The sequence below is a fragment of the Kribbella antibiotica genome (assembly GCF_004349055.1).
Classification (GTDB): domain Bacteria; phylum Actinomycetota; class Actinomycetes; order Propionibacteriales; family Kribbellaceae; genus Kribbella; species Kribbella antibiotica.
Genome location: NZ_SMKX01000024.1, coordinates 1 through 20,926, shown reverse-complemented (window position 1 = coordinate 20,926; position 20,926 = coordinate 1). Strand labels below are relative to the sequence as shown.

General features: G+C 67.2%; 17 protein-coding genes. 7 read left to right on the top strand and 10 right to left on the bottom strand.

The features are described 5' to 3' along the window. Positions 1 to 106: 106 nt before the first annotated feature. Both E1263_RS10945 and E1263_RS10940 read right to left on the bottom strand, forming a co-directional pair. Positions 107 to 1,327, bottom strand: a complete 1,221-nt coding sequence (locus E1263_RS10945) for a SpoIID/LytB domain-containing protein (RefSeq protein WP_132167121.1) — start codon at positions 1,325 to 1,327, stop codon at positions 107 to 109. After that, positions 1,324 to 2,874: an N-acetylmuramoyl-L-alanine amidase gene (locus E1263_RS10940; RefSeq protein ID WP_132167120.1), complete on the bottom strand. Its 1,551-nt coding sequence runs from the start codon at positions 2,872 to 2,874 to the stop codon at positions 1,324 to 1,326. The genes E1263_RS10945 and E1263_RS10940 overlap by 4 nt, the downstream gene beginning before the upstream one ends. A gap of 163 nt (positions 2,875 to 3,037) precedes the next feature. Between E1263_RS10940 and E1263_RS10935 the strand changes: the two genes are divergently transcribed. Beyond that, a complete protein-coding gene (locus tag E1263_RS10935; RefSeq protein ID WP_132167119.1) occupies positions 3,038 to 3,844 on the top strand; it encodes a hypothetical protein in 807 nt (268 codons plus the stop codon). Positions 3,845 to 3,997: 153 nt separating this feature from the next. Beyond that, positions 3,998 to 4,681: a hypothetical protein gene (locus E1263_RS10930; RefSeq protein WP_132167118.1), complete on the top strand. Its 684-nt coding sequence runs from the start codon at positions 3,998 to 4,000 to the stop codon at positions 4,679 to 4,681. A gap of 35 nt (positions 4,682 to 4,716) precedes the next feature. On the opposite strand, the gene E1263_RS10925 is transcribed toward E1263_RS10930, so the two are convergent. From E1263_RS10925 to E1263_RS10910, 4 genes are all read right to left on the bottom strand, one after another. Beyond that, complete coding sequence (locus E1263_RS10925; protein WP_132167117.1) at positions 4,717 to 8,808, bottom strand: S8 family serine peptidase; 4,092 nt, start codon at positions 8,806 to 8,808, stop codon at positions 4,717 to 4,719. 221 nt (positions 8,809 to 9,029) lie between these two features. Next, the gene (locus tag E1263_RS10920) at positions 9,030 to 9,869 is read right to left on the bottom strand and encodes a PASTA domain-containing protein (protein WP_132167116.1); all 840 of its coding nucleotides are present in this window, start codon (positions 9,867 to 9,869) and stop codon (positions 9,030 to 9,032) included. Beyond that, positions 9,866 to 10,366 carry a SigE family RNA polymerase sigma factor gene (locus E1263_RS10915; RefSeq protein ID WP_132167115.1) on the bottom strand — a complete coding sequence of 167 codons (501 nt, stop codon included), beginning with the start codon at positions 10,364 to 10,366 and terminating at the stop codon, positions 9,866 to 9,868. The genes E1263_RS10920 and E1263_RS10915 overlap by 4 nt, the downstream gene beginning before the upstream one ends. Positions 10,367 to 10,439: 73 nt before the next feature. After that, positions 10,440 to 11,819 carry an NAD(P)H-quinone dehydrogenase gene (locus E1263_RS10910; RefSeq protein ID WP_132167114.1) on the bottom strand — a complete coding sequence of 460 codons (1,380 nt, stop codon included), beginning with the start codon at positions 11,817 to 11,819 and terminating at the stop codon, positions 10,440 to 10,442. 31 nt (positions 11,820 to 11,850) lie between these two features. Between E1263_RS10910 and E1263_RS10905 the strand changes: the two genes are divergently transcribed. After that, entirely contained in the window at positions 11,851 to 12,312 is a 462-nt protein-coding gene (locus tag E1263_RS10905) for a gamma-glutamylcyclotransferase (protein ID WP_132167113.1), read from the top strand. 180 nt (positions 12,313 to 12,492) lie between these two features. Beyond that, positions 12,493 to 14,121 carry a phospho-sugar mutase gene (locus tag E1263_RS10900; protein ID WP_132167112.1) on the top strand — a complete coding sequence of 543 codons (1,629 nt, stop codon included), beginning with the start codon at positions 12,493 to 12,495 and terminating at the stop codon, positions 14,119 to 14,121. Positions 14,122 to 14,145: 24 nt separating this feature from the next. Here E1263_RS10900 and E1263_RS10895 read toward each other — a convergent pair whose 3' ends face one another. The 4 genes from E1263_RS10895 to E1263_RS10880 all read right to left on the bottom strand — a co-directional run bounded on the left by E1263_RS10895 (position 14,146) and on the right by E1263_RS10880 (position 17,272). After that, positions 14,146 to 14,592 (bottom strand): hypothetical protein, encoded by a 447-nt coding sequence (locus tag E1263_RS10895; RefSeq protein WP_132167111.1) that lies wholly within the window; start codon positions 14,590 to 14,592, stop codon positions 14,146 to 14,148. A gap of 169 nt (positions 14,593 to 14,761) precedes the next feature. Further along, a complete protein-coding gene (locus tag E1263_RS10890; protein ID WP_132167110.1) occupies positions 14,762 to 15,688 on the bottom strand; it encodes a neutral zinc metallopeptidase in 927 nt (308 codons plus the stop codon). 121 nt (positions 15,689 to 15,809) lie between these two features. Beyond that, positions 15,810 to 16,709, bottom strand: a complete 900-nt coding sequence (locus E1263_RS10885) for an alpha/beta hydrolase (RefSeq protein ID WP_132167109.1) — start codon at positions 16,707 to 16,709, stop codon at positions 15,810 to 15,812. Between the two features lie 2 nt (positions 16,710 to 16,711). Beyond that, positions 16,712 to 17,272, bottom strand: coding sequence for a PH domain-containing protein (locus E1263_RS10880; protein ID WP_132167108.1), 561 nt, complete (start codon positions 17,270 to 17,272; stop codon positions 16,712 to 16,714). Between the two features lie 46 nt (positions 17,273 to 17,318). Between E1263_RS10880 and deoC the strand changes: the two genes are divergently transcribed. Genes deoC through E1263_RS10865 form a run of 3 tightly spaced genes read left to right on the top strand, consistent with a single transcriptional unit; the run spans position 17,319 to position 20,584 of the window. After that, positions 17,319 to 18,275 (top strand): deoxyribose-phosphate aldolase, encoded by a 957-nt coding sequence (gene deoC, locus E1263_RS10875; RefSeq protein ID WP_202868823.1) that lies wholly within the window; start codon positions 17,319 to 17,321, stop codon positions 18,273 to 18,275. Between the two features lie 7 nt (positions 18,276 to 18,282). Further along, positions 18,283 to 19,719 (top strand): aldehyde dehydrogenase family protein, encoded by a 1,437-nt coding sequence (locus tag E1263_RS10870; RefSeq protein WP_132167107.1) that lies wholly within the window; start codon positions 18,283 to 18,285, stop codon positions 19,717 to 19,719. Next, positions 19,709 to 20,584 (top strand): aldehyde dehydrogenase family protein, encoded by an 876-nt coding sequence (locus tag E1263_RS10865; protein WP_132167106.1) that lies wholly within the window; start codon positions 19,709 to 19,711, stop codon positions 20,582 to 20,584. Before E1263_RS10870 ends, E1263_RS10865 begins: the two co-directional genes overlap by 11 nt. Positions 20,585 to 20,926 lie beyond the last annotated feature (342 nt).

The window sequence follows — 20,926 nt, the reverse complement described above, 5'->3', positions numbered from 1 at the left end:
ATTTCCTGCGCATCGACCGGCTCCTCTGTGGGCGGTGACGGATGACATCGATGTCATGCTCTGACCGCCACAGTTGTAATCGGCCCAGGGAGATGCCGTCAATGGTTCAGCGACCGGCGATCCCCGCCGGCACAGTTGACATATCAAGTGGCGCCACCGGGAACGCGATCCAGGCGGACTTCAGATGCAGCCGCCCACGGAGCTGATCGGCACTCAACTCCCGCCGCCCCTTCGACCCGATCGCCTCGATTCGCGCCGCGCGCCCACCGGCCGGCCCGACCCCGGTACGGCGGATGACGCGCAGCGTGCGGATCGTGCCGACGTCGAATACCGCCTGCACAGCGGCCGTCTTCCGCGTCACCGTCCACGCGACATTCGGGTTCCCGTTACCGGGATACGCGTCCCAGGAATCCACCTTCATCACCTGGTACGGGACGCTCCCAGCCGCGGTCGCCCCGCCGTTCGACGAGGAGAACTCGGCGATGATCGGTTTACCCTTGTACAGCCGCACTTGCCCGGCCGTTGCGGTGATCGCGGCATTGGTCGCGTTCTTCTCGTCGTTGTAACCGCCGTAGACCTGGCAGGCGATCGTGTCGCAGAGGTCATAGGCGCGCTTGACACTCCGGTTTCGATGGAACACCGAGTAGGTGCGCGCGGCAACAGCCTGCGCCTGCAGTGCGGCCGGACGCCAACTGGACAAGGCCTCCCGCGGTACGACGCCACGCAGGTAGTGTTCCAGTGAAACCACGTTGACCGTGTCGAGGTGCTTGCCTGGAGCATCGATCCCCCGCAGCCCACCGCGATACCGCCGGACAGCACCTGACGGCAGGATGAGACTCGTCAGCGCCGGACCCTCGAACTGGGTCATCGAGCTGAACGTCTTCCACAGCGTCCACTTGCGGGTCTTGGTGTTGTAGGAACTGACCTTCGTCCCGTGCTCACCATGCGGATCGATCGACCACTGATTCCGGGTCGATGCCTTGGGCAACGCAAACAGCTTGTCCCGGCCCAGATCCCGAACCCGCAGATTGTTGACCGCGGCAACCCGTACGCCGTCCGTCGTGTCAGCGCTGATCCGAACCCGGATCCGCCCGGTCGCCTTGCCCACCGTCGTTCCCGGGTAGTAGAAGTCGAGAATCTGCTTCGCCGACTTCCCCGCGATCGCCGCGCCCTGAGCGCCGTACTGGGACATGCCGCGACCGTGGCCGAACCCGCGACCGCTGATCGTGGTGTCCGCGCCGGCGGTCGGCTCGAACTCCCGCGCCTCGGCAGTCGCACTGATGACGGTGGAAGCGACAAGGACGGCGGTCAGAACGCGCAGTTTCATGAGCCACTCCGGTATTGGACGAGAACCGTGCGGCGGTGTGCGTGATAGGTGAGCCAGCCATGCTGGAACTTCTGCCGCAACCCGCCCTTCACCTTGTAGAGATCAGTCACCGGTACGCCGAGCCGCGACCGCTCCGCACCGATCGCGACATACTTTCGGTAGATCAGGCCGGTGACCGGACGGACGCCGTACGGCTTGGCCCAGTAGAAGCCGCCGTCGCGGAACGACTGCACGCGAGTGCCTGCGACGCGGCCGTTGTGAACCTCGGTCGTCGGCAGTCCGAGACCTGTATCGGGGCCCATCCGGCGGTACCGCTGACGGAACACGCCCGCAGTCGAGTGCGCGCCGGTGGAGACCGAGTAGAAGACGTCACGCGTTCCGAAATACGTCGCCCAGCCGGTGCGCGTTTTGTGCTCACCCCAGAAAGGTTGCCCGAGGCTACGGAATCCGACCGTCTTCGCGAACCGGTAGATCGGTGTCGAGACCGTGCCACCCATCAGCTTCTGCACTCGTTGCTTCAGCCAAGGAAGTTTCGCGTACAGCTGTTGCCCTGGGCATGCGGTCGCCTTCGTATCGCGGTGACCGGAGATCGTGTTCACTCGATGCCGAGCCAGGACGATGCTCGAGGTCGGCGAGCGATAGTTGGCGTCGAGCTTCCACGCGATGACCCGGGCCGTTGCCTCCAGCATCGAGGCCGGTGGCGCCACCTTGTCGAAGTTGCCGATCAGCGAAACCCCGAACGAGTTCCCATTGAACGACTCGGTGTGCGCGCCAAGGACTGGCAGCTGCGCGCCGCCGTACCTGCCTTCGAAGGCACGGCCGAAGCGGTCGACGAGGAAGTTGTAGCCGAGGTCGCACCAGCCGCGGGTCTTCACGTGATACGCGTAGGTCGCCCGGATCATCGCCGGGACCTGCGCGCGGGTGTAGTCGTTGCGATCGGCGGTGTGGTGGACGAACGCGGCCATCACGGTCTTGGTGTACTTCGGCCGCGAGCAGCCCTTGTTGATGTTGCGCAGCCGCTCGTCAGCACCCCAGCGCTTGCGGCTCCAGACGTTCGGCATCGGGTACGGCGCTCTGCTCGCGGCCGACTCGACGCTCTGGGGCTCGGTCGCTTCCGCGGTATCGCTGGGGAGAACGCCTGGCTGGATCAGGGTGACCTTCGCCCCCTTGACCGTCGTACCGGCGGTGTCGGTCGCGCTGGCCTGGATGCCGGTCGCATCGCCCACCCACAGGGGTTCGGTGCCGGGGTTGCCTTCCGGAGTGTCCGGGCCGTGGCCGTCCTCGATGTGCAGCGGCTGCCAATCGGTCCACTGGCCGCCCTGCTTGATCCGGACCTTGGCGTGCACGTCTTTGACGCCGACCGGCCAGGTCACACCGACCATCGCGAACGGCTTGGTCTCGGCGGCCACCGAAGGCCCGGTGATCGCAATCTCCTGGTACGTCGCCTCGGCCGGATCGGCGGCGGGTTGAGCCGACGGATGTAGCTGCGGAGCGACCAGCGCGAGACCGGTCGCGGTGAGCGTGAGAAGTCGGAGGGTCTTGCTCATCGAACAGCCTTCCAACGCAGGGCAATGCGGTCGCTGGGCGGCGGTAATCGATTATGCGCGCTGCGTGACGACAATCTGGGCATTGGGTCACCCTGCGTGGCGTGCCGGGTTTGCGATGTTCGGTAGGCTCACCGTAAAGCCCCCATTTTTGAAGAGGCCCGACATGACGTTCATCCTGATCATCGCCGTCGTGGTGATCGCGGTGCTGGCATACCGCTCGTACCGTCGGACCCAGCTGCAGACCCGCAAGCAGCACGAGATCACCGCCGGCGAGCTCGAGTCGGTCAAGCGCACCGCTGACGAGGACATCACCCGGTTCGGCGAAGAGCTGCAGGACCTCGACCTCGACATGGTCGGCAAGGACCTCGGCGACGGCGCCCGGCAGGACTACCAGCGCGCGCTCGACTCCTACGAGTCGGCCAAACAGGCGGTCGGTGAGGTCACCGAGGCCGAGCAGATCAAGCACGTCATCGAGATCCTCGAAGACGGCCGCTACGCCTCGGCGTGCGTCCGCGCCCGGGTGAACGGCGAGCCCCTCCCGCAGCGGCGCCCGTCGTGCTTCTTCAACCCCCAGCACGGCCCCTCGGTCGTCGACGTCCAGTGGTCGCCGCCCGGTGGCGCCCCGCGTGAGGTTCCCGCCTGCGCAGCCGACGCCGAGCGCGTCCGCGCCGGCGCCGAGCCGGACGTCCGCAAGGTCATGGTCGGCCCGCAGCGCGTCCCGTACTGGGAAGCCGGCCCGGCCTACTCGCCGTACGCCCAAGGCATGTTCGGCGCCATGGGCGGCGTCATGACCGGCATGTTCCTCGGCACCATGCTCGGCGGCATGTTCGCCGGCGGCGGCTACGGCGACTTCGCCGGTGGCGACATGGGCGGCGGTGACGGCGGCGGCGACATGGGCGGCGGCGACTTCGGTGGCGACAGCGGCGGCGACTCCGGCGGCTGGGACTTCGGCGACTTCGGCGGCGAGTAACCCCCAGCACTCAAGGACCCCGGCAACCACCACGGCTGCCGGGGTCTTTTGCATCAATGTGCAAGGGAAATCCACAGACGGCAGCAATGTCCGAGCGGTAGTCTCCGCCTGCGCGACCACGGGGTGCAGGTCGCCTGACTCTAAGGAGACCTCATGCGTCATCGCTCCCTGCTCCTGGCTACCGGCATCCTCGCCGCCGGCCTCTTGACCGGCCCGGCTGCTGCCGAAGCTGCGCCGCAGGCCTTGCCGACATGCTCGTTGCCGGTACCGGCGAAGCTGGTGATCAACTCTCCGGACAGCTACATCTACAGCCTCAAGCTCGGCGGTGGGTGCCCGAAGACGGTTGCCGACACGACCTGGTGGGCGGTCCGCCCGGACGGCACCTACAACTTCGGCGTCGGCGGCCCGTGGGACAGCGTCACCATCTGGATCAACAAGACACCGATCGGGGTCACCACCCGGTGGACTCCGGAGGGCTACGGCCGCGACAGCGCCGGCCACAACGTCGCCAGGCTGCTGCCCGCTACCTCGATGACGAAGGCCGGTGCCGCCATCGGGCTGACCGGCGTGCGCAAGGGCACGAAGACCACCTTGAGCGCTCGGGCCTCCTACTACAGCATCAAGGGCAAGGCGTTCACGCGTCACCACGGACGGGTCCTGTTCCAGAAGCGCGACCTCGGCTCCAACACCTGGACCGATCTCGGGTGGGCCTACCCGAACACGAAGACCGGCGCCGCGTCGTACGTGATCACCACCAACCGCGCCCGCGACTACCGCGTCTACGTCCCGTCCAGCAACACTGTCTGGTACGCCTACTCCGCCACGAAGCGGGTGTGAGTGGGTGGTGGCTGCGCGCCACCACCCACTGGGTGTTACCTGGTGATCTTGATCGGGACCGACAGCGCTGACGGTGCCGTGGTCGGGCCTAGCAGCAGTTCACCCGTGTAGGTCTGGCCTACCGTCATTGCCTTGTTGTAGTTGACGTGGAGGGTTACGGGGGTTCCCGCGGGGACGGCGCCGGTCGGGAGGCCCGAGACGGTGAGGTCGTTGCCTTGGACTGCGTTGACGTTGAAGGTGAAGGACGGCGTACCGGCTACGGCGAAGCCGTGGACCCAGATTTGGTAGTTGCCGTCGGGTGGGCTGATGAGGTCGACCGACTCGTTCGCTGTACCGCCGGCGGACGAGGCGACGATCTCGGACGCGGAGAAGACGCCGTCGTTGTTGGCGTCGCGGACGACGTAGAGGTCGAGGTCGTTGCCGGCCATCGCGGTGCTGACGCTCAGGCGGGACGCGTGCGACAAGGTGAGGTTGCGCTTGAAGCTCGACGCGGACGGGTCGTCAGCGTTGTCCTGGTGAGCGGTTTCGGTTGTGGTGCTCGGCTGGCTGAGGCCGAAGGCGGAGGCCTTCAGACCGTCCAGTGCGACGCTCGACTCGAACTTCACGTCGAAGCCACCACTATCCGAAGTTGCCGTCTGCGCAACGGACGACGGGGAGACCGACGCGCTACCCACGTCCACCTTGAAGGGGGTGTTGAACTTGTCACCTTCCCAGCCGACCTGGTGCACGGCGAAGGCTTGCAGGCCTTCTTGGGCCGGAGCGGTCACCACATCGGCCGGCCCGCCGGTTGCGGTGTCGAAGCGCCACACACCTGCGCGAACATTGGTGTTCGGGCTCTTGCCCACAGTGTTCAGCGTGTACGGCGCGCCCCAGACCGAGTCGGGCACCACCTGGAAGTGGTTCTGCGAGCGGCCCATGATCAACGTGTCGAGGTCGGTCGCCGGGCCGGCGTCGTTCCACGAAGTGTTGACCAGGAACTTCGTTCCCTCGGCAGGCGCCTTCGGGACATCCAGGTAGAAGAAGCGCCAGTCACCGGACTCGGCTCGCCAGGTCCAGTCGTTCGCACCGAACACCGACCCGTTGTTGTAGGTGTAGTTCTGCTGCGCCCGAGCCACATCCTCGCCACCGAAAGTGGTTGCCCCGGTCAACTTCCCCGAAGCGTCCTGCGCCGCCTTGGCCGCCACGGCGACCGACACCGGCACGACCATCGAGTCCGAACCACGGTTCAGTACGACGGCACCGGAATACATCCCGTACGGCGTCTTGGCCGGAACCTTGATCGACGCAGTGAACGAACCGGTCGTGTAGCGCGGCGTGGTGACCCACTTCCAGTCGCTGTTCTTGTACCAGTCGATGGAGATCTTGAAGTGGGTCACCGGAATCGCCGCGTTCTTCGCGGAGTGCTGCAGCCCGAGGAACAGGCCGTTGGCCATCCGTGACGCCGGGTCGCGCACCAGCGACTGCAAGGCGTTCGCCCCGGCCCGGTGATACATGAACCGGCTGTATTCGCCCTGCTGCATCTCGGACTTCGCGAAGTCCAGATCGAGGAAGCCGTCGATGTTCGAGCTGGTCGTCTTGTCGGTGTGGTTGACGACGCCGTTGTGGTTCTTGTCGGTCCACAGCTTGCCGTCGTGGTTGACGTCGGTCCAGTTATAGGTGAGCAGTCGCCAGCCCTGGTCCTCGGTCAGGTTCTTGTCACCGTCGAATTCCGACCGTGGGTACTCGACCTTGATCAGCATCAGATCCGCGTCCCGATGCTTCTTCACGCGCGAGGTCAGGTCGAGCAGGTAATCGGGAGCATTGAAGTTGCCAGTGCTCTCCTGCGAGAGATCCTTGCTGGTAAAGGAGAACGTGTCGTTCGCGGTCCGGACGAGCTGCCGGTCACTGACCTGCCAGACCCCCGGTCCCTTGACGTTGAACTTCTGCGAATCCGTCCCACCCGGTGCGATCACATTCGCGAACGCCGGGTACTCCGTCCCGCGGTAGTCGCCGACCCGCCACTCGGACGGCGAAACGACAGCCCGCCGACCAGCAGCACTGGCCACGGCCTTACCGGCATCGATCGAGCCCGACCCCTGCACATTGGCGTCGTACCCGAGGTCCTTGGAAGAGGTCTTCAGGATGTCCTTGGCGGTCGAGTAGAAACCGGCCGGCAGCTTGGCGCCGTGGGCCTTCTCGTAGGCCTGGTAGATCAGCGCGGTGGCGCCGGCCGCGACCGGCGTCGAGCGGCTGGTGCCACCCCATGTGGTCCATGCCTCGCGCCCGTCCAGGATCGTGTTCAGCGTCGCGTCACCGGGCGAATAGGCGCCATCGGCAACCACATCGACACCGTTGGCGGCGTTCGACTGGAAGCCGCGGTTCGACCACTCGACTACGTCGTTGTCCATGATCTGCTTGGTCCGCACGATCGAGTCCCAGCCGGTCCCGCCGAACTGCGTCGAGGCCCCGACCGCGATACCGGCCGTCGGCGACGATCCCGTCGTACCGAAGCCTGGGGCGCCGTTGCCGGTCGAGAACAGGGGCGTGGTCGTCCGGCCTTCGTGGATCACGTCGGCTTCCTGGCTCGCCGCGTCCCAGCCGTCGTTGTCGACGGTGGACTGCCCGTAGGAGTTCGAAGTGACGTCGACGCCCTGGCGGGTGGAGAGCAGGTACCCGAACTGCGTGGAGAAGTCGAAGCCGAGATAGATGTCACCGAACGGCGCCAGCTTGGCGTGCGGCGCGCCACCGAGGACGGCACCGGCGTACTTGCCACCGGGGATGTCCTTGAAGGTCGGCGCCTTCCCGTTGATCACGGCCTGACCGACGATGTTCGAAGCGGTCAGCGTGCCGTGCCCCTCGATCTGCGGGTCGAAGTCGCCGGTCCACGCGAGCAGGTCGCCAGACCCGTACGACGTGTCGTGGATCCCGAACGCGTCCTGGCCACCGGGGACCTCGGTCTTGCCGTCGGAGATGAAGTACAGCAGGCCACCCGACAGGTCGGTGTAGCCGTCGCCGTTCATATCCCGGTACGACGCCGGCGAAGCCTTGGTGACCGGCTTCTCATCGGCGAACGAGTGGTCGTCGTCGAGGTCGACGTAGACCGTGTCGTAGACACCGGCGGTGTGCGGGTCGGTGACCAGGTAGGCCGGCCGCTCGCCGTACAACTGGAGCAGGTAGTCGTCGGGGTGACTGCCGACCTTGACCGTGCCGGACTTGCTCCAGGACGCGGGGAAGTCGTAGGTGTGCTGCACCGTCCCGGCCGGAGCGCTGAAGTTGCGCGACGGCCCGGTCTTGGTGGCGAAGTCGACCGAGCAAGTCGAGCCGGCCTTCAAGCAAGCGGAAGCAGTCGTCTTGGTGTACCAGGACAGGCCGTCATCAACCTGAGTAGGCGCGGACAGCCACTGCAGCGTGCCGTACGGGTCGAAGGCCTTCGGCCAGCCGTTCCAGCCCGCCTTGGTCCCGGTCTGGCCCGTCCAGGTCTGCCAGGTGTTCAGCAGGTCCGGGTGGCCGAAGTCAGTGCCACCGTCGAGCACGCCGACGGTGATGCCTTGCCCGGTGATGCCTGCGTTCCAGGCCCCGGTGAAATCGTGGGTCTTGGCATCCAGCAGGTTCTGCTTGCGCAGCTTCTCGAAGTTCGAGCCCCGCGGCGCGGGCGCCTTGTCGTACGGCACCTCGCTGGTCGTCAGCTTGGCCCGAGCGGCCTGCTTCTCGGCCTGGGTCGGCGCCTTGTGCAGCTCCGGATCCGGGTCGTTCAGCGGCTGCCCGGTCTTCCCGAGCTCCACCGGCCGCACCGAAACCACGCCCTTTGCGGCGGCCAGCTTGGGCAGCGCCTGGACCGGAATCGACCCGAGCACCAGCCCGCTGTCGCCGGACCCGGCCACCCGCGCGTTGTCCAGTACGGCCGTCGCCGCCGCCGGATCACCCTGCACGGTCGCGAACACCGCGACCGGCGCGGTCTCGCCCTTCTTGACCTTCGCCTCGAGCTTCGGATCCAGCTTCGCCAGCAACGCGTCGGCCGCCGTCTTCACCTGCAACGGACCCGGCGGCGAACCCGCCTGGGTCTCCGCGCGCACCGGCGCCGTCACCGACGCCAGCACCACTGTGGTCACGGCAACGAACGCAGCACCGCGCGACAAACGTCGTCTCATGCTTCCCCCTCCGGAAGTTGATCAACCGGAGAGTAAGACCGTCACCAGCCCCTGGAAAAGCGATTGTGCAGAATCGATTTCTCTCACTGCCCGTGATTGATAACCATCAGTCACCAATACAAACCCCCGCAATTCCCGCCCAAGCGGAAAAGTGCCGGAATCCCGCCAAACACTTCCGTCACTCAGCGCGACGTGAGTGAACGCAGGTTTACCCCTGACTTTCAGGAGTTGTCGACCACCGTGATCGTCACGGTCGCACCGGGCGCCACCAGCACGCCGGGCGCCGGCACCACGTCGAGGATGTCGCCGTCCTGATAGCGGGGAATCTTCTTGGTCACGACCACCGGCCGCAGCCCCAACGCGGTGAGCTCCGCCGTGTACTTGGTCACCGGGGTGGCGTACTCCGGCACCCCGACCTGATCCGGTACGACGACGATCCACCCGATCATCCGGTCGACTTCGGCGGCGCCGGTGGTGGACTCCAGATGAACGGTCACGTCGAGCGTGGGGAAATACACCGTTGCCGAGCACTCCGTGGGGCGATCGCTGTCCGAAGCCACACAGACCGTCGGTAGACGTTCGGCCCGAGCCCCGCCGATCTCGACAATCTTGCCGTCACGGAAGGGAAAGCGCGTCGACTTGCCACGCAGGATCTCGATGCTCTCGACCCCTTCAGGCCGCCGCGCCATGCAGTAACCCTCAGGGCCCTGATTGACGATCACCGTGTCCCGCTGCGGCGTGAAGCAGTAGGTCGCGTTCTGCGCCCAGCCCACCGGTACGGCGACCGCCACATGCCCGACCCCGACCAGCCGGGTCGGGACCACCGGCGGATTGCTCACCACCGGTGGATTGACCGCCACGGGTGCACGATCGCCCGGCGCGAAGACCGCAGTCCCCCCGACTACTGCCAGCACGGCCACGGCAGCAGCTCCCACGACACCCGTCGTACGGCGGCGTCGGCGGCGCGCGGCACCGGATCGGATCGCGTCAATCCGTGGCGGCCCGACCGCCTTGCCGGCCACCGCCCGGTCCAGAACGTCATTCAAAGCAGGATCGGTCATCGTTGCCCTCGCAATTCCGTCAGCCCCGGATCCTCCGCGAGGATCTTGGTGGCTCGTGACAGTCGGCTCTTCACCGTGCCGACTGCGACTCCGAGCGCAACTGCGGCCTGCTGGTCGGTCAGATGCGCGTAGTAGCGCAGGACCACCGCCGCCCGCTGCTCGGTTCCCAATCGGCTGAGGGCCCGCATCACCGCGTCGGTGGTGTCGACCGCCGCGGTCTCGTCGTGACCGGCACTGTCGGCAAACGTGGCCACCGGCTTCTCACCGAACCACCGCCGCCGGCGCGACGAGATGAACGTGTTGACCAGGACCCGGTGCACGTAGGCATCCCGATCGTCGGCCGCCTGAATCTTGCTCCACTTGAGCAGGCACCGCTCCAGGACCGTCTGCACGAGATCCTCGGCTTCCGGATCGCTGCAGCCCAGGAGCATCGCCGACCGCACCAGCGCGCCCCAGCGCGCCGCCACGTACGCCGTGAAGTCCGAGTCGTCAGCCATCTGTCCCTCACCATTCGTACCGAAACCCTCACCCTGAAAGACAGGCTGAGTCGCGCGAATGGTTCCAACGCGTTCAGCTCCGCAGGTGCAGCCTCCGGGCGGCTTCGGCGATGGAACCGGTGACGGAGGGGTAGACGGTGAAGGAGGCCGCTACCTGGTCGACGGTGAGGCGGGCGGCGACGGCCAGGGCGATCGGGTGGATGAGCTCGGAGGCTCGGGGGGCGACCACTACGCCGCCGACGATGATGCCGGTGTTGGGGAGGCAGAAGAGCTTCACGAAACCGTCGCGGACGCCCTGCATCTTGGCGCGGGCGTTGTCGGACAGCAGTACCTTGACGACCATCGCCGTACTGCCACCCGCGTCCAGCGCGGCCTGGGTGAGGCCGACGGTGGCGATCTCGGGGGCGGTGAAGACGTTGGCCGAGACCTGCGACTGGTCCAGCGGGGCGACGGCGTCACCAAGCGCGTGGGCCATCGCGATCCGGCCCTGCATGGCGGCCACGGAGGCCAGCATCAGTACGCCGGTGCAGTCGCCGGCCGCGTAGACGCCGCGAGCCGTCGTACGGGAGACGCGGTCGACCTGGATGAAGCCGCCGTCGGTCAGCGACACGCCCGACTCGATCAAGCCCATTTCGTCGGTATTCGGCAGTGAACCGACCGCCAGCAGGGCGTGTGAACCCTCGACCGTCCGGCCGTCGGTCAGGGTGACGACGACACCGTCGCCGACGCGCTTGACCGACTCGGCGCGGGACTTGCTCAGCACGGTCAGGCCGCGCCGCTTGAAGACGTCCTCCAGTACGGCGGCCGCATCCGCGTCCTCACCGGGGAGCACCCGATCACGGGACGAGACGAGGACCACGTCGCTACCAAGGGCGTCGTACGCGCTGGCGAACTCGGCACCGGTGACACCGGAACCGACGACGATCAGCCGCTCGGGCAGGTGGTCGAGCTCGTAGACCTGCTCCCAGGTCAGGATCCGCTCGCCGTCGGGCTCGGAGCCCTTGAGCACGCGAGGCCTTGCACCAGTGGCGATCAGGATCACGTCGGCGTCCAGCCGCTCGTCGCCGACGACCACCGTCTCCGGCCCGTCGAGGCGGCCGCGGCCCTTGATGATCCGGATCTTGTCCGAGTCGAGCCGGCGCTCGATGCCCTCCGACTGGGACGCCGCGAGCGCCTTGACCCGCCGGTTCACCACCCCGAGATCGACCGAGACGGAGTTCGCCGGGTCGTCGTCGCCGTCGTCGACCCGCAGGCCGAGCTCGCCGGCCTCCTCCACCTCCGTCATCACCTCGGCGGTGGCGATCAGCGTCTTGCTCGGAACGCAGTCCGTCAGGACCGCAGAACCACCGATCCCGTCGGAATCGACGACTGTCACCTCCGCCCCTAATTGGGCGGCTGCACTAGCCGCTTCGTACCCGCCTGGACCGCCACCGATGATCACAACTCGCGCCACAAGAGGCCATTGTTCCGTATCCTGATTTCTCGTGACCCTGTACGCCGCGTTTGCGTCGAATCTTGACCCGAACCTGATGGCCGAGCGCTGTCCGTACTCGCCGCTGCGCGGGACCGGCTGGCTGACCGGCTGGCGCCTCACCTTCGGCGGTGAGGAGCTCGGCTGGGAGGGCTCGATGGCCACGGTCGTCGAGGACGCCTCCGACCCTGCCCATCAGGTTTTCGTCGCCCTCTACGACATCCACTCCAAGGACATCGAGCGCCTGGACGAGTGGGAGTGGATCGATCAGGGCGTCTACCGGAAGATCCAGGTCCGGGTGCAGACCCTGGACGGCGAGCAGCTCGCCTGGATGTACGTCCTGAACGCCTATGAGGGCGGACTCCCCTCGGCCCGGTACGTCGGCATCCTCGCCGAGGCGGCCGAAGCAGCCGGTGCCCCCGACGACTACGTCGCCGAGCTCCGCTCGCGCCCCTGCCAGTCGTCTGGACACTAGGGCGGGGCTCTTGGCTCCGCGCCGTAGCGAGCATGTGCTCGGTGCGGTAGCTCGGCGTGCTGGAGGGAAGGCCTCGATGCTTTTCCATCGTGGCCTTTCCTCCAGTGCGGCGAGGTGCCGTGCCGAGTGCAGCGCAGTAGGCGGGGAGCCAAGAGCCCCGTCCTTGGCTAACCTGCTTTAGTGACTGATGAGCTGCGTGCCGCCGCCGAAGCCTGGCTGAGCGAAGATCCCGACCCTGACACCCGCGCGGAGCTGCAGGCTCTGCTGGAGGCTGGCGACACCGTTGAGCTGGCGGACCGGTTCTCCGGCACGCTGGAATTCGGTACGGCGGGCCTACGGGGTGCCGTGGGCGCCGGGCCGAACCGGATGAACCGGGTCGTGGTGATTCGGGCGGCGGCCGGACTGGCGGCGTACCTGAAGGCCAACGGGCTGACCGACGGACCGGTTCTGATCGGGTACGACGCTCGCCACAAGTCGGACGTGTTTGCGCAGGACACTGCTGCCGTGGTCCGCGGGGCCGGGCTGGATGCCGTCCTGCTCGACCGGCACACGCCGACGCCCGTGATCGCGTTCGGGATCCGGCATCTGAAGGCCGTGGCCGGCGTGGTCGTGACGGCCTCGCACAACCCGCCTCAGGACAACGGCTACAAGGTCTACCTCGGCGACGGCTCGCAGATCGTGCCGCCCGCGGACATCGAGATCGCGGCCGCCATCGCCGCGGTCGGCCCGCTGGAGTCGGTCCCGCGCGGCGGCGACTGGCAGACCATCGGTGACGAGCTCCTGAACGCCTATCTGGCCCGCATCGCCGAGCTGGTCCCGGCGGATGCACCTCGCGAGCTGAACGTGGCTTACACGCCGCTGCACGGCGTCGGCCGCCTCCTGGCCGAGGCCGCGGTCGCGCGCGCCGGGTTCGCCGTACCGGCGGTGGTCGCCTCCCAGGCCGACCCCGACCCGGACTTCCCGACGGTGCACTTCCCGAACCCGGAAGAGCCCGGCGCGATCGACGCGGCTCTGGAGCTCGCCCGCGAGATCAACGCCGACATCGCTGTGGCGAACGACCCCGACGCGGACCGCTGTGCGGTCGCCGTACCGGGGCCTGAGGGGTGGCGGATGCTGCGCGGGGATGAGCTCGGCGCGCTGCTCGGCGAGTTCCTGCTGAGCAGTCGCCCGGACGGCGTCGCCGCCTGCTCGATCGTCTCGTCGTCGCTGCTCGGCAAGATCGCAGCCGCGTACGACGTCCGGTACGTCGAAACGTTGACCGGCTTCAAGTGGATCGGCCGGGTACCGGAGCTGGTCTTCGGCTACGAGGAAGCGCTCGGCTACTGCGTCGACCCGACTGCTGTGAAGGACAAGGACGGCGTCTCGACGCTGGTCCGGGTGCTGGAGATGGCGGCCCGGGCGAAGGCCGAGGGGCGGACATTGCTCGATCTGCTCGACGATCTCGCCAACAAGTACGGTCTGCACGCGACCGACCAACTGTCGGTGCGGGTCGAGGACCTCAGCCTGATCCAGACCGCGATGGCGAATCTGCGGGCCACTCCCCCGACGACGCTGGGCACGCACAGCGTCGTACAGGTCGATGATCTCGCGCAGGGGTCAGCGGCGTTGCCGCCGACGGACGGCCTTCGGTACACGTTGTCCGAAGGCGCGCGCGTCGTCGTTCGGCCGTCCGGCACCGAGCCGAAGCTCAAGTGCTACCTCGAGGTCGTCATCCCGGTGCAGGACGGCGACGTTGCCTCGGCGCGGACGGCAGCGGCCGAGGACCTGGCCGGAATCAAACAGGCGCTCTCCACAGTCCTGGGACTGTAGGAAAGCGCCTGTTCGGTAGGACTTTCAGTGCGCCGCTGCAGCTTCGGCCTGCTCGGCGCGCAGGGAGGCCTGCAGCGACGAGTGCAGGATGCGCAGGGTGCTGGTCGACTGCATCAGCGCGTCCCGCTCGTCCGGGTTGCGGCCGGCCAGGCTGGTGATGTCGCTGATCGCAGCATCGATCCGGCTGATCCGGTCGGCGACCGAACCCTCCTGGCTGCTGGCCCGGCGGATCGCGTCGGACGTGACCGTCCAGACGTCTTCCTTGTCGTTGGTACGCCGCGACATGTCGACCATCTGGGTCAATGCGGCCAGATCGCTGGCGACCTGGGTCCGCTCTGTCGGCGTAGTGATCCCGGCAGTGCCCTGGCGAAGCCGGGTGACGTGCCCGGACAGCTCCGACCAGCTGCTCCTGCCGCTCTGGATCTTGTCCAGCACCTTCGCGTACTCGGTGTTGAACTCGTCGTAGTTCACTGTCCTTGACTCCTGCCGTTCGACCGTTCGACTACAGAACTGTAGGGCGTGCGGATCCGAAACAAGTAACCACACGATCGCAGATCGTGTGGTTGTCGCCAAAACGCAACAGCCGCCTGGTGAAGGAACGCCCACCAGGCGGCTGAGTTACGCGTGGATCAGGAGTTGCTCAGGAGACGCGCGACGGCGCGGATTCGTAGGTGTTGCAGCGCGCGGCCGTCGTGGTCGAGCTGGTGGCGAAGAAACCGTGCTCCGACCACCAGCCGTGGTTGGCCAGCGAGCCGTGGTCACGGACCGAGCCCTTCTGGTCACCGGAGTGCTGAACCAGCCAGCGCCACTCGTTGTAGAGCGCGCCGGTCATCGGGTAGAAGCGACGGTTCGCACCGATCGCGGCCGAGCCCAGGCAGGACGCCTGCAGCTCACGACGCCGGTTCTCCTCCAGCTTGGCGGTGTTGGTCTTCATCGCCCGCTGACGCCACCAGGAGGCGTCCATGATGCCGGTCTGCTCCTGGATGTGGTGACCGTACTCGTGCGCCATCGTGTTGGTCGCGTAGACGCGGGCGTACGTCGGGCTCTGCTTCCACAGGCTGACGATGTACGGCGTCGGGATGTAGATGTTGTTCTCGCAGTAGTACGAGGTCGGGGCGGAGATCACACCACACAGGGTGTTCGCCTTCGAGGTGAAGAAGTGCAGCTTGGGGGCCGCGGTCGACTTCGCCCCGGCGGCGGCCAGGATCGGCTTCCACGCGGCGTACAGGCACTTGTAGAGCTGGGTGTTGTACTGCTGGACTCCCGCGGTCGTGCGCATGGAGACGTTGACTTCCTTGCACCGCGACGCCGGGATCGCCGGGGTCTTGTAGAGCTTGTTGTAGCGAACGATCTTCAGCGCCGAAGGACCGGTGTAGCCGGCCTTCGCGGTAGCCACCGCAGGACCGGGCTCAGCCGTCGCAGCCGACTGCTCGACGACCGGGGCCGGCTTGGTGCCGGCCTGCGCGGTCGGAGCCGCCTGGGCAGTGGCGGAGAACGAGGTTGCGAGACCGGCCAGGGCGACAACGCCGGCCAGGCCACGCAGGGTGGTGCGGGAGAGATTGACCATGAGCTCCACTCTCGAGGATTCGGGGACTGTCAGTCCCCATCCTGGGGTGACCGGGGTTCATCCACCGGTCGGGACACGGACTCGGACGTTGCTGAACCGGCCGCAGTTCCCAGGAGTTTGGTCAACTCCCGAGCCGTCCACCAAGGAAGGCCAACTGCGCCGGTAACATCCGCCGCCAGTATCCCTGAGTGTGCGCGCCGGCCTGTTGCCCACCCGCCGTCTGCAGCTCCTTGCGCAGTTCCGCGGCCGCTCCGGCGAACGGATCGTCGCGGCCACAATCGATGCGCACGGCAACATCCCGCAGACTGACCTGCCTGCCGAACAGCTGACCACCATCGAAGTCCTCGCGACTGTCAAAGGCACCCGGAGCAACATCCTCGTAGCGCCGCCACACCGCTGGACTGAGCGCGCCGACAGCGACCGCTCGCGCGCCCGGCCGGACCCGCCGCTGCCACGCATGAAGCGCGGTATACAACAGGGCGCCGTACCCACCCATCGACCAACCCAGTACGCCGTACTGCGCGGTGTCGATGCCGCGATTCGCCAGCAGGGGAAGGAACTCCTGGTCGAGCATGAACCCGGGATCCTCATCGGACACGCGCCGATGCCAGTACGTGTCCGAGCCGCCATCCACCGTAGCCAGCGCGAACGGCGTCGTACCAGCCCGTACGGCGGCAGTCAGGTACCGGTCGATCCCGAGATCACGGATCGCGGAGGTGTGATCACCACCACGTCCGTGCAGCACCAGAACGACCGGTAGGTGATCGGACAGCTGATAACCGTCGGGGCAGATGATCGAGTACCCGACCTTCGTCCGGCGGCCGAACGAATCGAACGTGCCCGACACCACAGGCCCAGCCGGTACGTCGGGGATGACGCCGTCCGGACCGGTCAGTCCGAGAACGTCATGTACGCGAGCCCGTCCGGGGAGCACACCGGTCTCCAGACCGACCACACCGGCAAGCCCCGCGACACCGGCCGCCGCACCGGTGCTCAGGAGGGCGCGGCGAGAAAGGCGCATCGTCAGCGAAGCAGCGCAGCGACGATGGCGACTACGGCCAGTACGCCGATGATTGCGAGCTCCGGTCGCGCCCAGTTCGTGCGGACCGGGCCGCCGTCGACTGCGCCGTACTGGTCCATGTGGGCCTCGATCCGGCCGACGACCAGATCGGCGCGGGACACCGAACTGTCCGCCTTGAGCTTGCGGCCGCCGACACGCTGCTTGCGCAGGTCACGCATGACGAGCTGCACACCCGGCGCCCGGAAGCGGCCGGCGTCGGTGTGGACGCGGAGGATGTCCGCGACATCGGCGCCACTGACCTGGTTCCACGGGATCACCCGATCACGCAGGTGGTTACGCAGCAGGAGTGTCTCGGGGCTGAGGGTGACTGACGGGCGGATCAGACCGCAGTACGCGAGCACCATCAGGATCCCGATCAGGCTGCCGACCATGATCCCGGTGGCGGTCCGCCACTCCAGCACGATGTCCAGCAGGCCGACCGCTCCGATGACGATCACGATCACGCCGGAGATCCGGTTGGACGTGGACAGGTAGGTCTCGGTCTCGGCCTCGTTCGACTTCACCCGCACAACGTAACTGGTCGGCTCGATGAGCACTATGCTGGCAAGGGTGACCACTACCGACAACGGCGTCGACAGTCTGGCCGACGTGACCTCGTCCGAGGACCGGCTGCGCCGGTTCCTGCTCGGGCTGCCGGGCGTCGACCAGGTCGGCGCCGAGGCCCGGGCTGCGACGCTGAGCACCCGGTCGATCAAGACCACGGCGAAGGCGTACGCGCTGGACCTGGCCATTCAGATGATCGACCTGACCACGCTCGAAGGCTCGGACACGCCGGGCAAGGTGCGCGCCCTGTGTGCCAAGGCCAAGCGCCCGGACCCCGCCGACCCGACCGCGCCCCAGGTGGCCGCGGTCTGTGTCTACCCGGACCTGGTGGCGACGGCGAAGTTCGAGCTGCGCGGCACCGGCATCAACGTGGCGAGTGTGGCAACCGCCTTCCCCAGTGGGCGTTCGAGCCTGGCGATCAAGGTGCAGGACACCAAGGACGCGGTCGCGGCCGGTGCCGACGAGGTCGACATGGTGATCGACCGCGGTGCGTTCCTGTCCGGCCGCTACGGCCTGGTCTTCGACGAGATCGCCGCGATCCGCGACGCCGCCGGTGACGCGCATCTCAAGGTGATCCTGGAGACCGGCGAGCTGGTCACCTACGACAACGTACGGCGTGCTTCGTGGCTGGCGATGCTGGCCGGCGCCGACTTCATCAAGACCTCCACCGGCAAAATCTCTCCCGCGGCAACCCTGCCGGTGACCCTGGTGATGCTGGAGGCGGTCCGCGACTACCACGAGTCGACCGGCCTGCACATCGGCGTCAAACCGGCCGGTGGCATCCGGACCGCGAAGGACGCGATCAAGTACCTGGTCACGGTCAACGAAACCGCCGGCCCGGACTGGCTGGACCCGGAGCTCTTCCGCTTCGGCGCCTCCAGCCTGCTGAACGACCTGCTGATGCAACGCACCAAGCTGGCCACCGGTCACTACCCCGGCCCCGACTACTTCACGCTGGACTGATGAGGGCATGAGCAGATTCGAGTACGCACCGGCCCTGGAATCGCGGGCCATCGTCGACATCAAGTCGTCGTACGGGCTCTTCATCAACGGCGCCTTCACCGAGGCGACGGATGGCAAGCCATTCAAGACGATCAGCCCGGCATCGGAAGAAGTGCTGGCCGAGGTCAGCGAGGCTGGTCCGGCTGACGTCGACAAGGCCGTTCGCGCTGCCCGTCGGGCGTTCGACAAGGTCTGGGGGCCGATGGCGGGCCGCGACCGGGCGAAGTACCTGTACCGGATCGCGCGGCTGATCCAGGAGCGGGCGCGCGAGCTCGCCGTACTGGAGTCGCTCGACAACGGGAAGCCGATCCGCGAGTCCCGCGACGTCGACATCCCGTTGGTGGCCGCGCACTTCTTCTACTACGCCGGCTGGGCCGACAAGCTCGAGTACGCCGGTGCTGGCGACGACCCGCAGCCATGGGGTGTCGCGGGTCAGGTCATCCCGTGGAACTTCCCACTGCTGATGCTGGCGTGGAAGATCGCTCCCGCGCTGGCCGCGGGCAACACCGTCGTACTGAAGCCGGCCGAGACGACGCCGCTGACGGCACTCGCCTTCGCGGAGATCTGCCAGCAGGCCGATCTCCCGCCGGGCGTTGTGAACATCGTCACCGGCGCCGGTCGTACCGGTCAGGCACTGGTCGAGCACCCGGATGTGAACAAGGTCGCGTTCACCGGTTCGACCGCAGTCGGCCGCGCGATCGCGAAGTCCGTTGCGGGCACCGACAAGGCAGTCACGCTGGAGCTCGGTGGCAAGGCGGCGAACATCGTCTTCGAGGACGCCCCGATCGACCAGACCATCGAAGGCATCGTCAACGGCATCTTCTTCAACCAGGGCCATGTCTGCTGCGCCGGTTCGCGGCTGCTCGTCCAGGAGAGCGTGTACGACGAGGTGTTGGGCCGGCTGAAGCGTCGGATGGAGTCGCTGCGTGTCGGCGACCCGCTCGACAAGAACACCGATATCGGCGCGATCAACTCCGCTGCCCAGCTCGCCAAGATCCGCGAGCTGTCGCAGGTCGGTGAGGACGAGGGGTCCGAGCGCTGGTCGCCCGAGTGCGAGCTGCCGGCGCAGGGCTTCTGGTTCCCGCCGACGGTCTTCACCGGGGTCTCGCAGGCACACCGGATCGCCCGCGAGGAGATCTTCGGGCCGGTGCTGTCGGTGCTCACCTTCCGCACCCCTGCCGAGGCGGTGGAGAAGGCGAACAACACGCCCTTCGGGCTGTCGGCCGGGATCTGGACCGAGAAGGGCTCCCGGATTCTCTGGATGGCCAACCAGCTGCGCGCCGGCGTGGTCTGGGCCAACACGTTCAACCGCTTCGACCCGACCTCGCCGTTCGGCGGCTACAAGGAGTCGGGTTACGGCCGCGAAGGCGGCCGTCACGGCCTGGAGGCTTACCTTGCCCACTAAAGACGGTGCACGCCTTGAGGTGCGCAAGACCTACAAGCTCTACATCGGCGGCGCGTTCCCGCGCAGCGAATCCGGCCGCGCGTACGCCGTGAACAACACCAAGGGCAAGTTCCTCGCGAACGCGTCCCAGGCCTCCCGCAAGGACGCCCGGGACGCGGTGGTCGCGGCCCGCAAGGCGTTCGGTGGCTGGTCTGGCAAAACGGCGTACAACCGTGGTCAGATCCTCTACCGGATCGCCGAGGTGATGGAGGGTCGGCACGAGCAGTTCAGCGCCGAGGTCGCCGCCTCCGAAGGCCTCTCGATCTCGAAGGCCCGCGCGGCCGTCGACGCCTCGATCGACCGCTGGGTCTGGTACGCCGGCTGGGCCGACAAGCTCGCCCAGATCGTCGGCTCCAGCAACCCGGTCGCCGGCCCGTACTTCGACTTCTCGTTGCCTGAGGCAACCGGTATCGTCGCGGTCCTCGCCCCGCAGGAATCCAGCCTGCTCGGCCTGACCTCGGTGATCGCGCCCGCGATCGTCTCCGGCAACACGGTCGTCGCCGTCTCGTCGTTCGAGCGCCCGCTGCCCGCGATCACCCTCGGCGAGGTGATGGCCACCTCGGATCTCCCCGGCGGTGTCGTCAACCTCCTGACCGGCTCGGCGTCCGAGATCGGCCCCTGGCTCGCGTCCCACATGGACGTCAACGCCATCGACCTCTGCGGAATCTCCGACCCCGACGAGGCCCGAGACCTGGAAGCCGCCTCGGCCGAAAACCTCAAGCGGGTAAGGCGTCCCGCCGTTGAGGACTGGTCCGAATCCCCGGGCTTGTCGCGCATGACGCAGTACCTCGAACTGAAAACCGTCTGGCACCCCATCGGCGTCTGACGCACGCTCCCCCACCCCAAGCCGGGGGTTTGAACAGGAACTGGTGGCCGCGAACAGGTAATAACTTGTTCACGGCCCCCCGCGCGATGTGCACGCCCCCGACAACTGGTCACCCACAACCGCCTCGCCGCCACCGGCGGAGTGGTTGCTCGCCGCTCCAACTGCACCCCGTCCTGCCGCCCGCCCTGAACGTCTCAGGGGTCAACCCCCGAGCTTGAACTGCTCCCCGGAAGTTGGACTGGGTTTCTCAGTTCCGATTCCGGGGAGCAGTTCATGCGTGTGGATAGTTCGCTGAGTGAGTCGCAGCGTGCTGCGGCGATAGTGTTGTTCGAGTCCGGGTTG

Coding starts and splice junctions, on each gene's coding strand:
- E1263_RS10930 (WP_132167118.1), top strand. CDS start 3,998: ATGCGTCATCGCTCCCTGCTCCTGGCTACCGGCATCCTCGCCGCCGGC.
- E1263_RS10935 (WP_132167119.1), top strand. CDS start 3,038: ATGACGTTCATCCTGATCATCGCCGTCGTGGTGATCGCGGTGCTGGCA.
- E1263_RS10920 (WP_132167116.1), bottom strand. CDS start 9,869: ATGACCGATCCTGCTTTGAATGACGTTCTGGACCGGGCGGTGGCCGGC.
- E1263_RS10870 (WP_132167107.1), top strand. CDS start 18,283: ATGAGCAGATTCGAGTACGCACCGGCCCTGGAATCGCGGGCCATCGTC.
- E1263_RS10945 (WP_132167121.1), bottom strand. CDS start 1,327: ATGAAACTGCGCGTTCTGACCGCCGTCCTTGTCGCTTCCACCGTCATC.
- E1263_RS10940 (WP_132167120.1), bottom strand. CDS start 2,874: ATGAGCAAGACCCTCCGACTTCTCACGCTCACCGCGACCGGTCTCGCG.
- E1263_RS10890 (WP_132167110.1), bottom strand. CDS start 15,688: ATGGTCAATCTCTCCCGCACCACCCTGCGTGGCCTGGCCGGCGTTGTC.
- E1263_RS10925 (WP_132167117.1), bottom strand. CDS start 8,808: ATGAGACGACGTTTGTCGCGCGGTGCTGCGTTCGTTGCCGTGACCACA.
- E1263_RS10885 (WP_132167109.1), bottom strand. CDS start 16,709: ATGCGCCTTTCTCGCCGCGCCCTCCTGAGCACCGGTGCGGCGGCCGGT.
- E1263_RS10915 (WP_132167115.1), bottom strand. CDS start 10,366: ATGGCTGACGACTCGGACTTCACGGCGTACGTGGCGGCGCGCTGGGGC.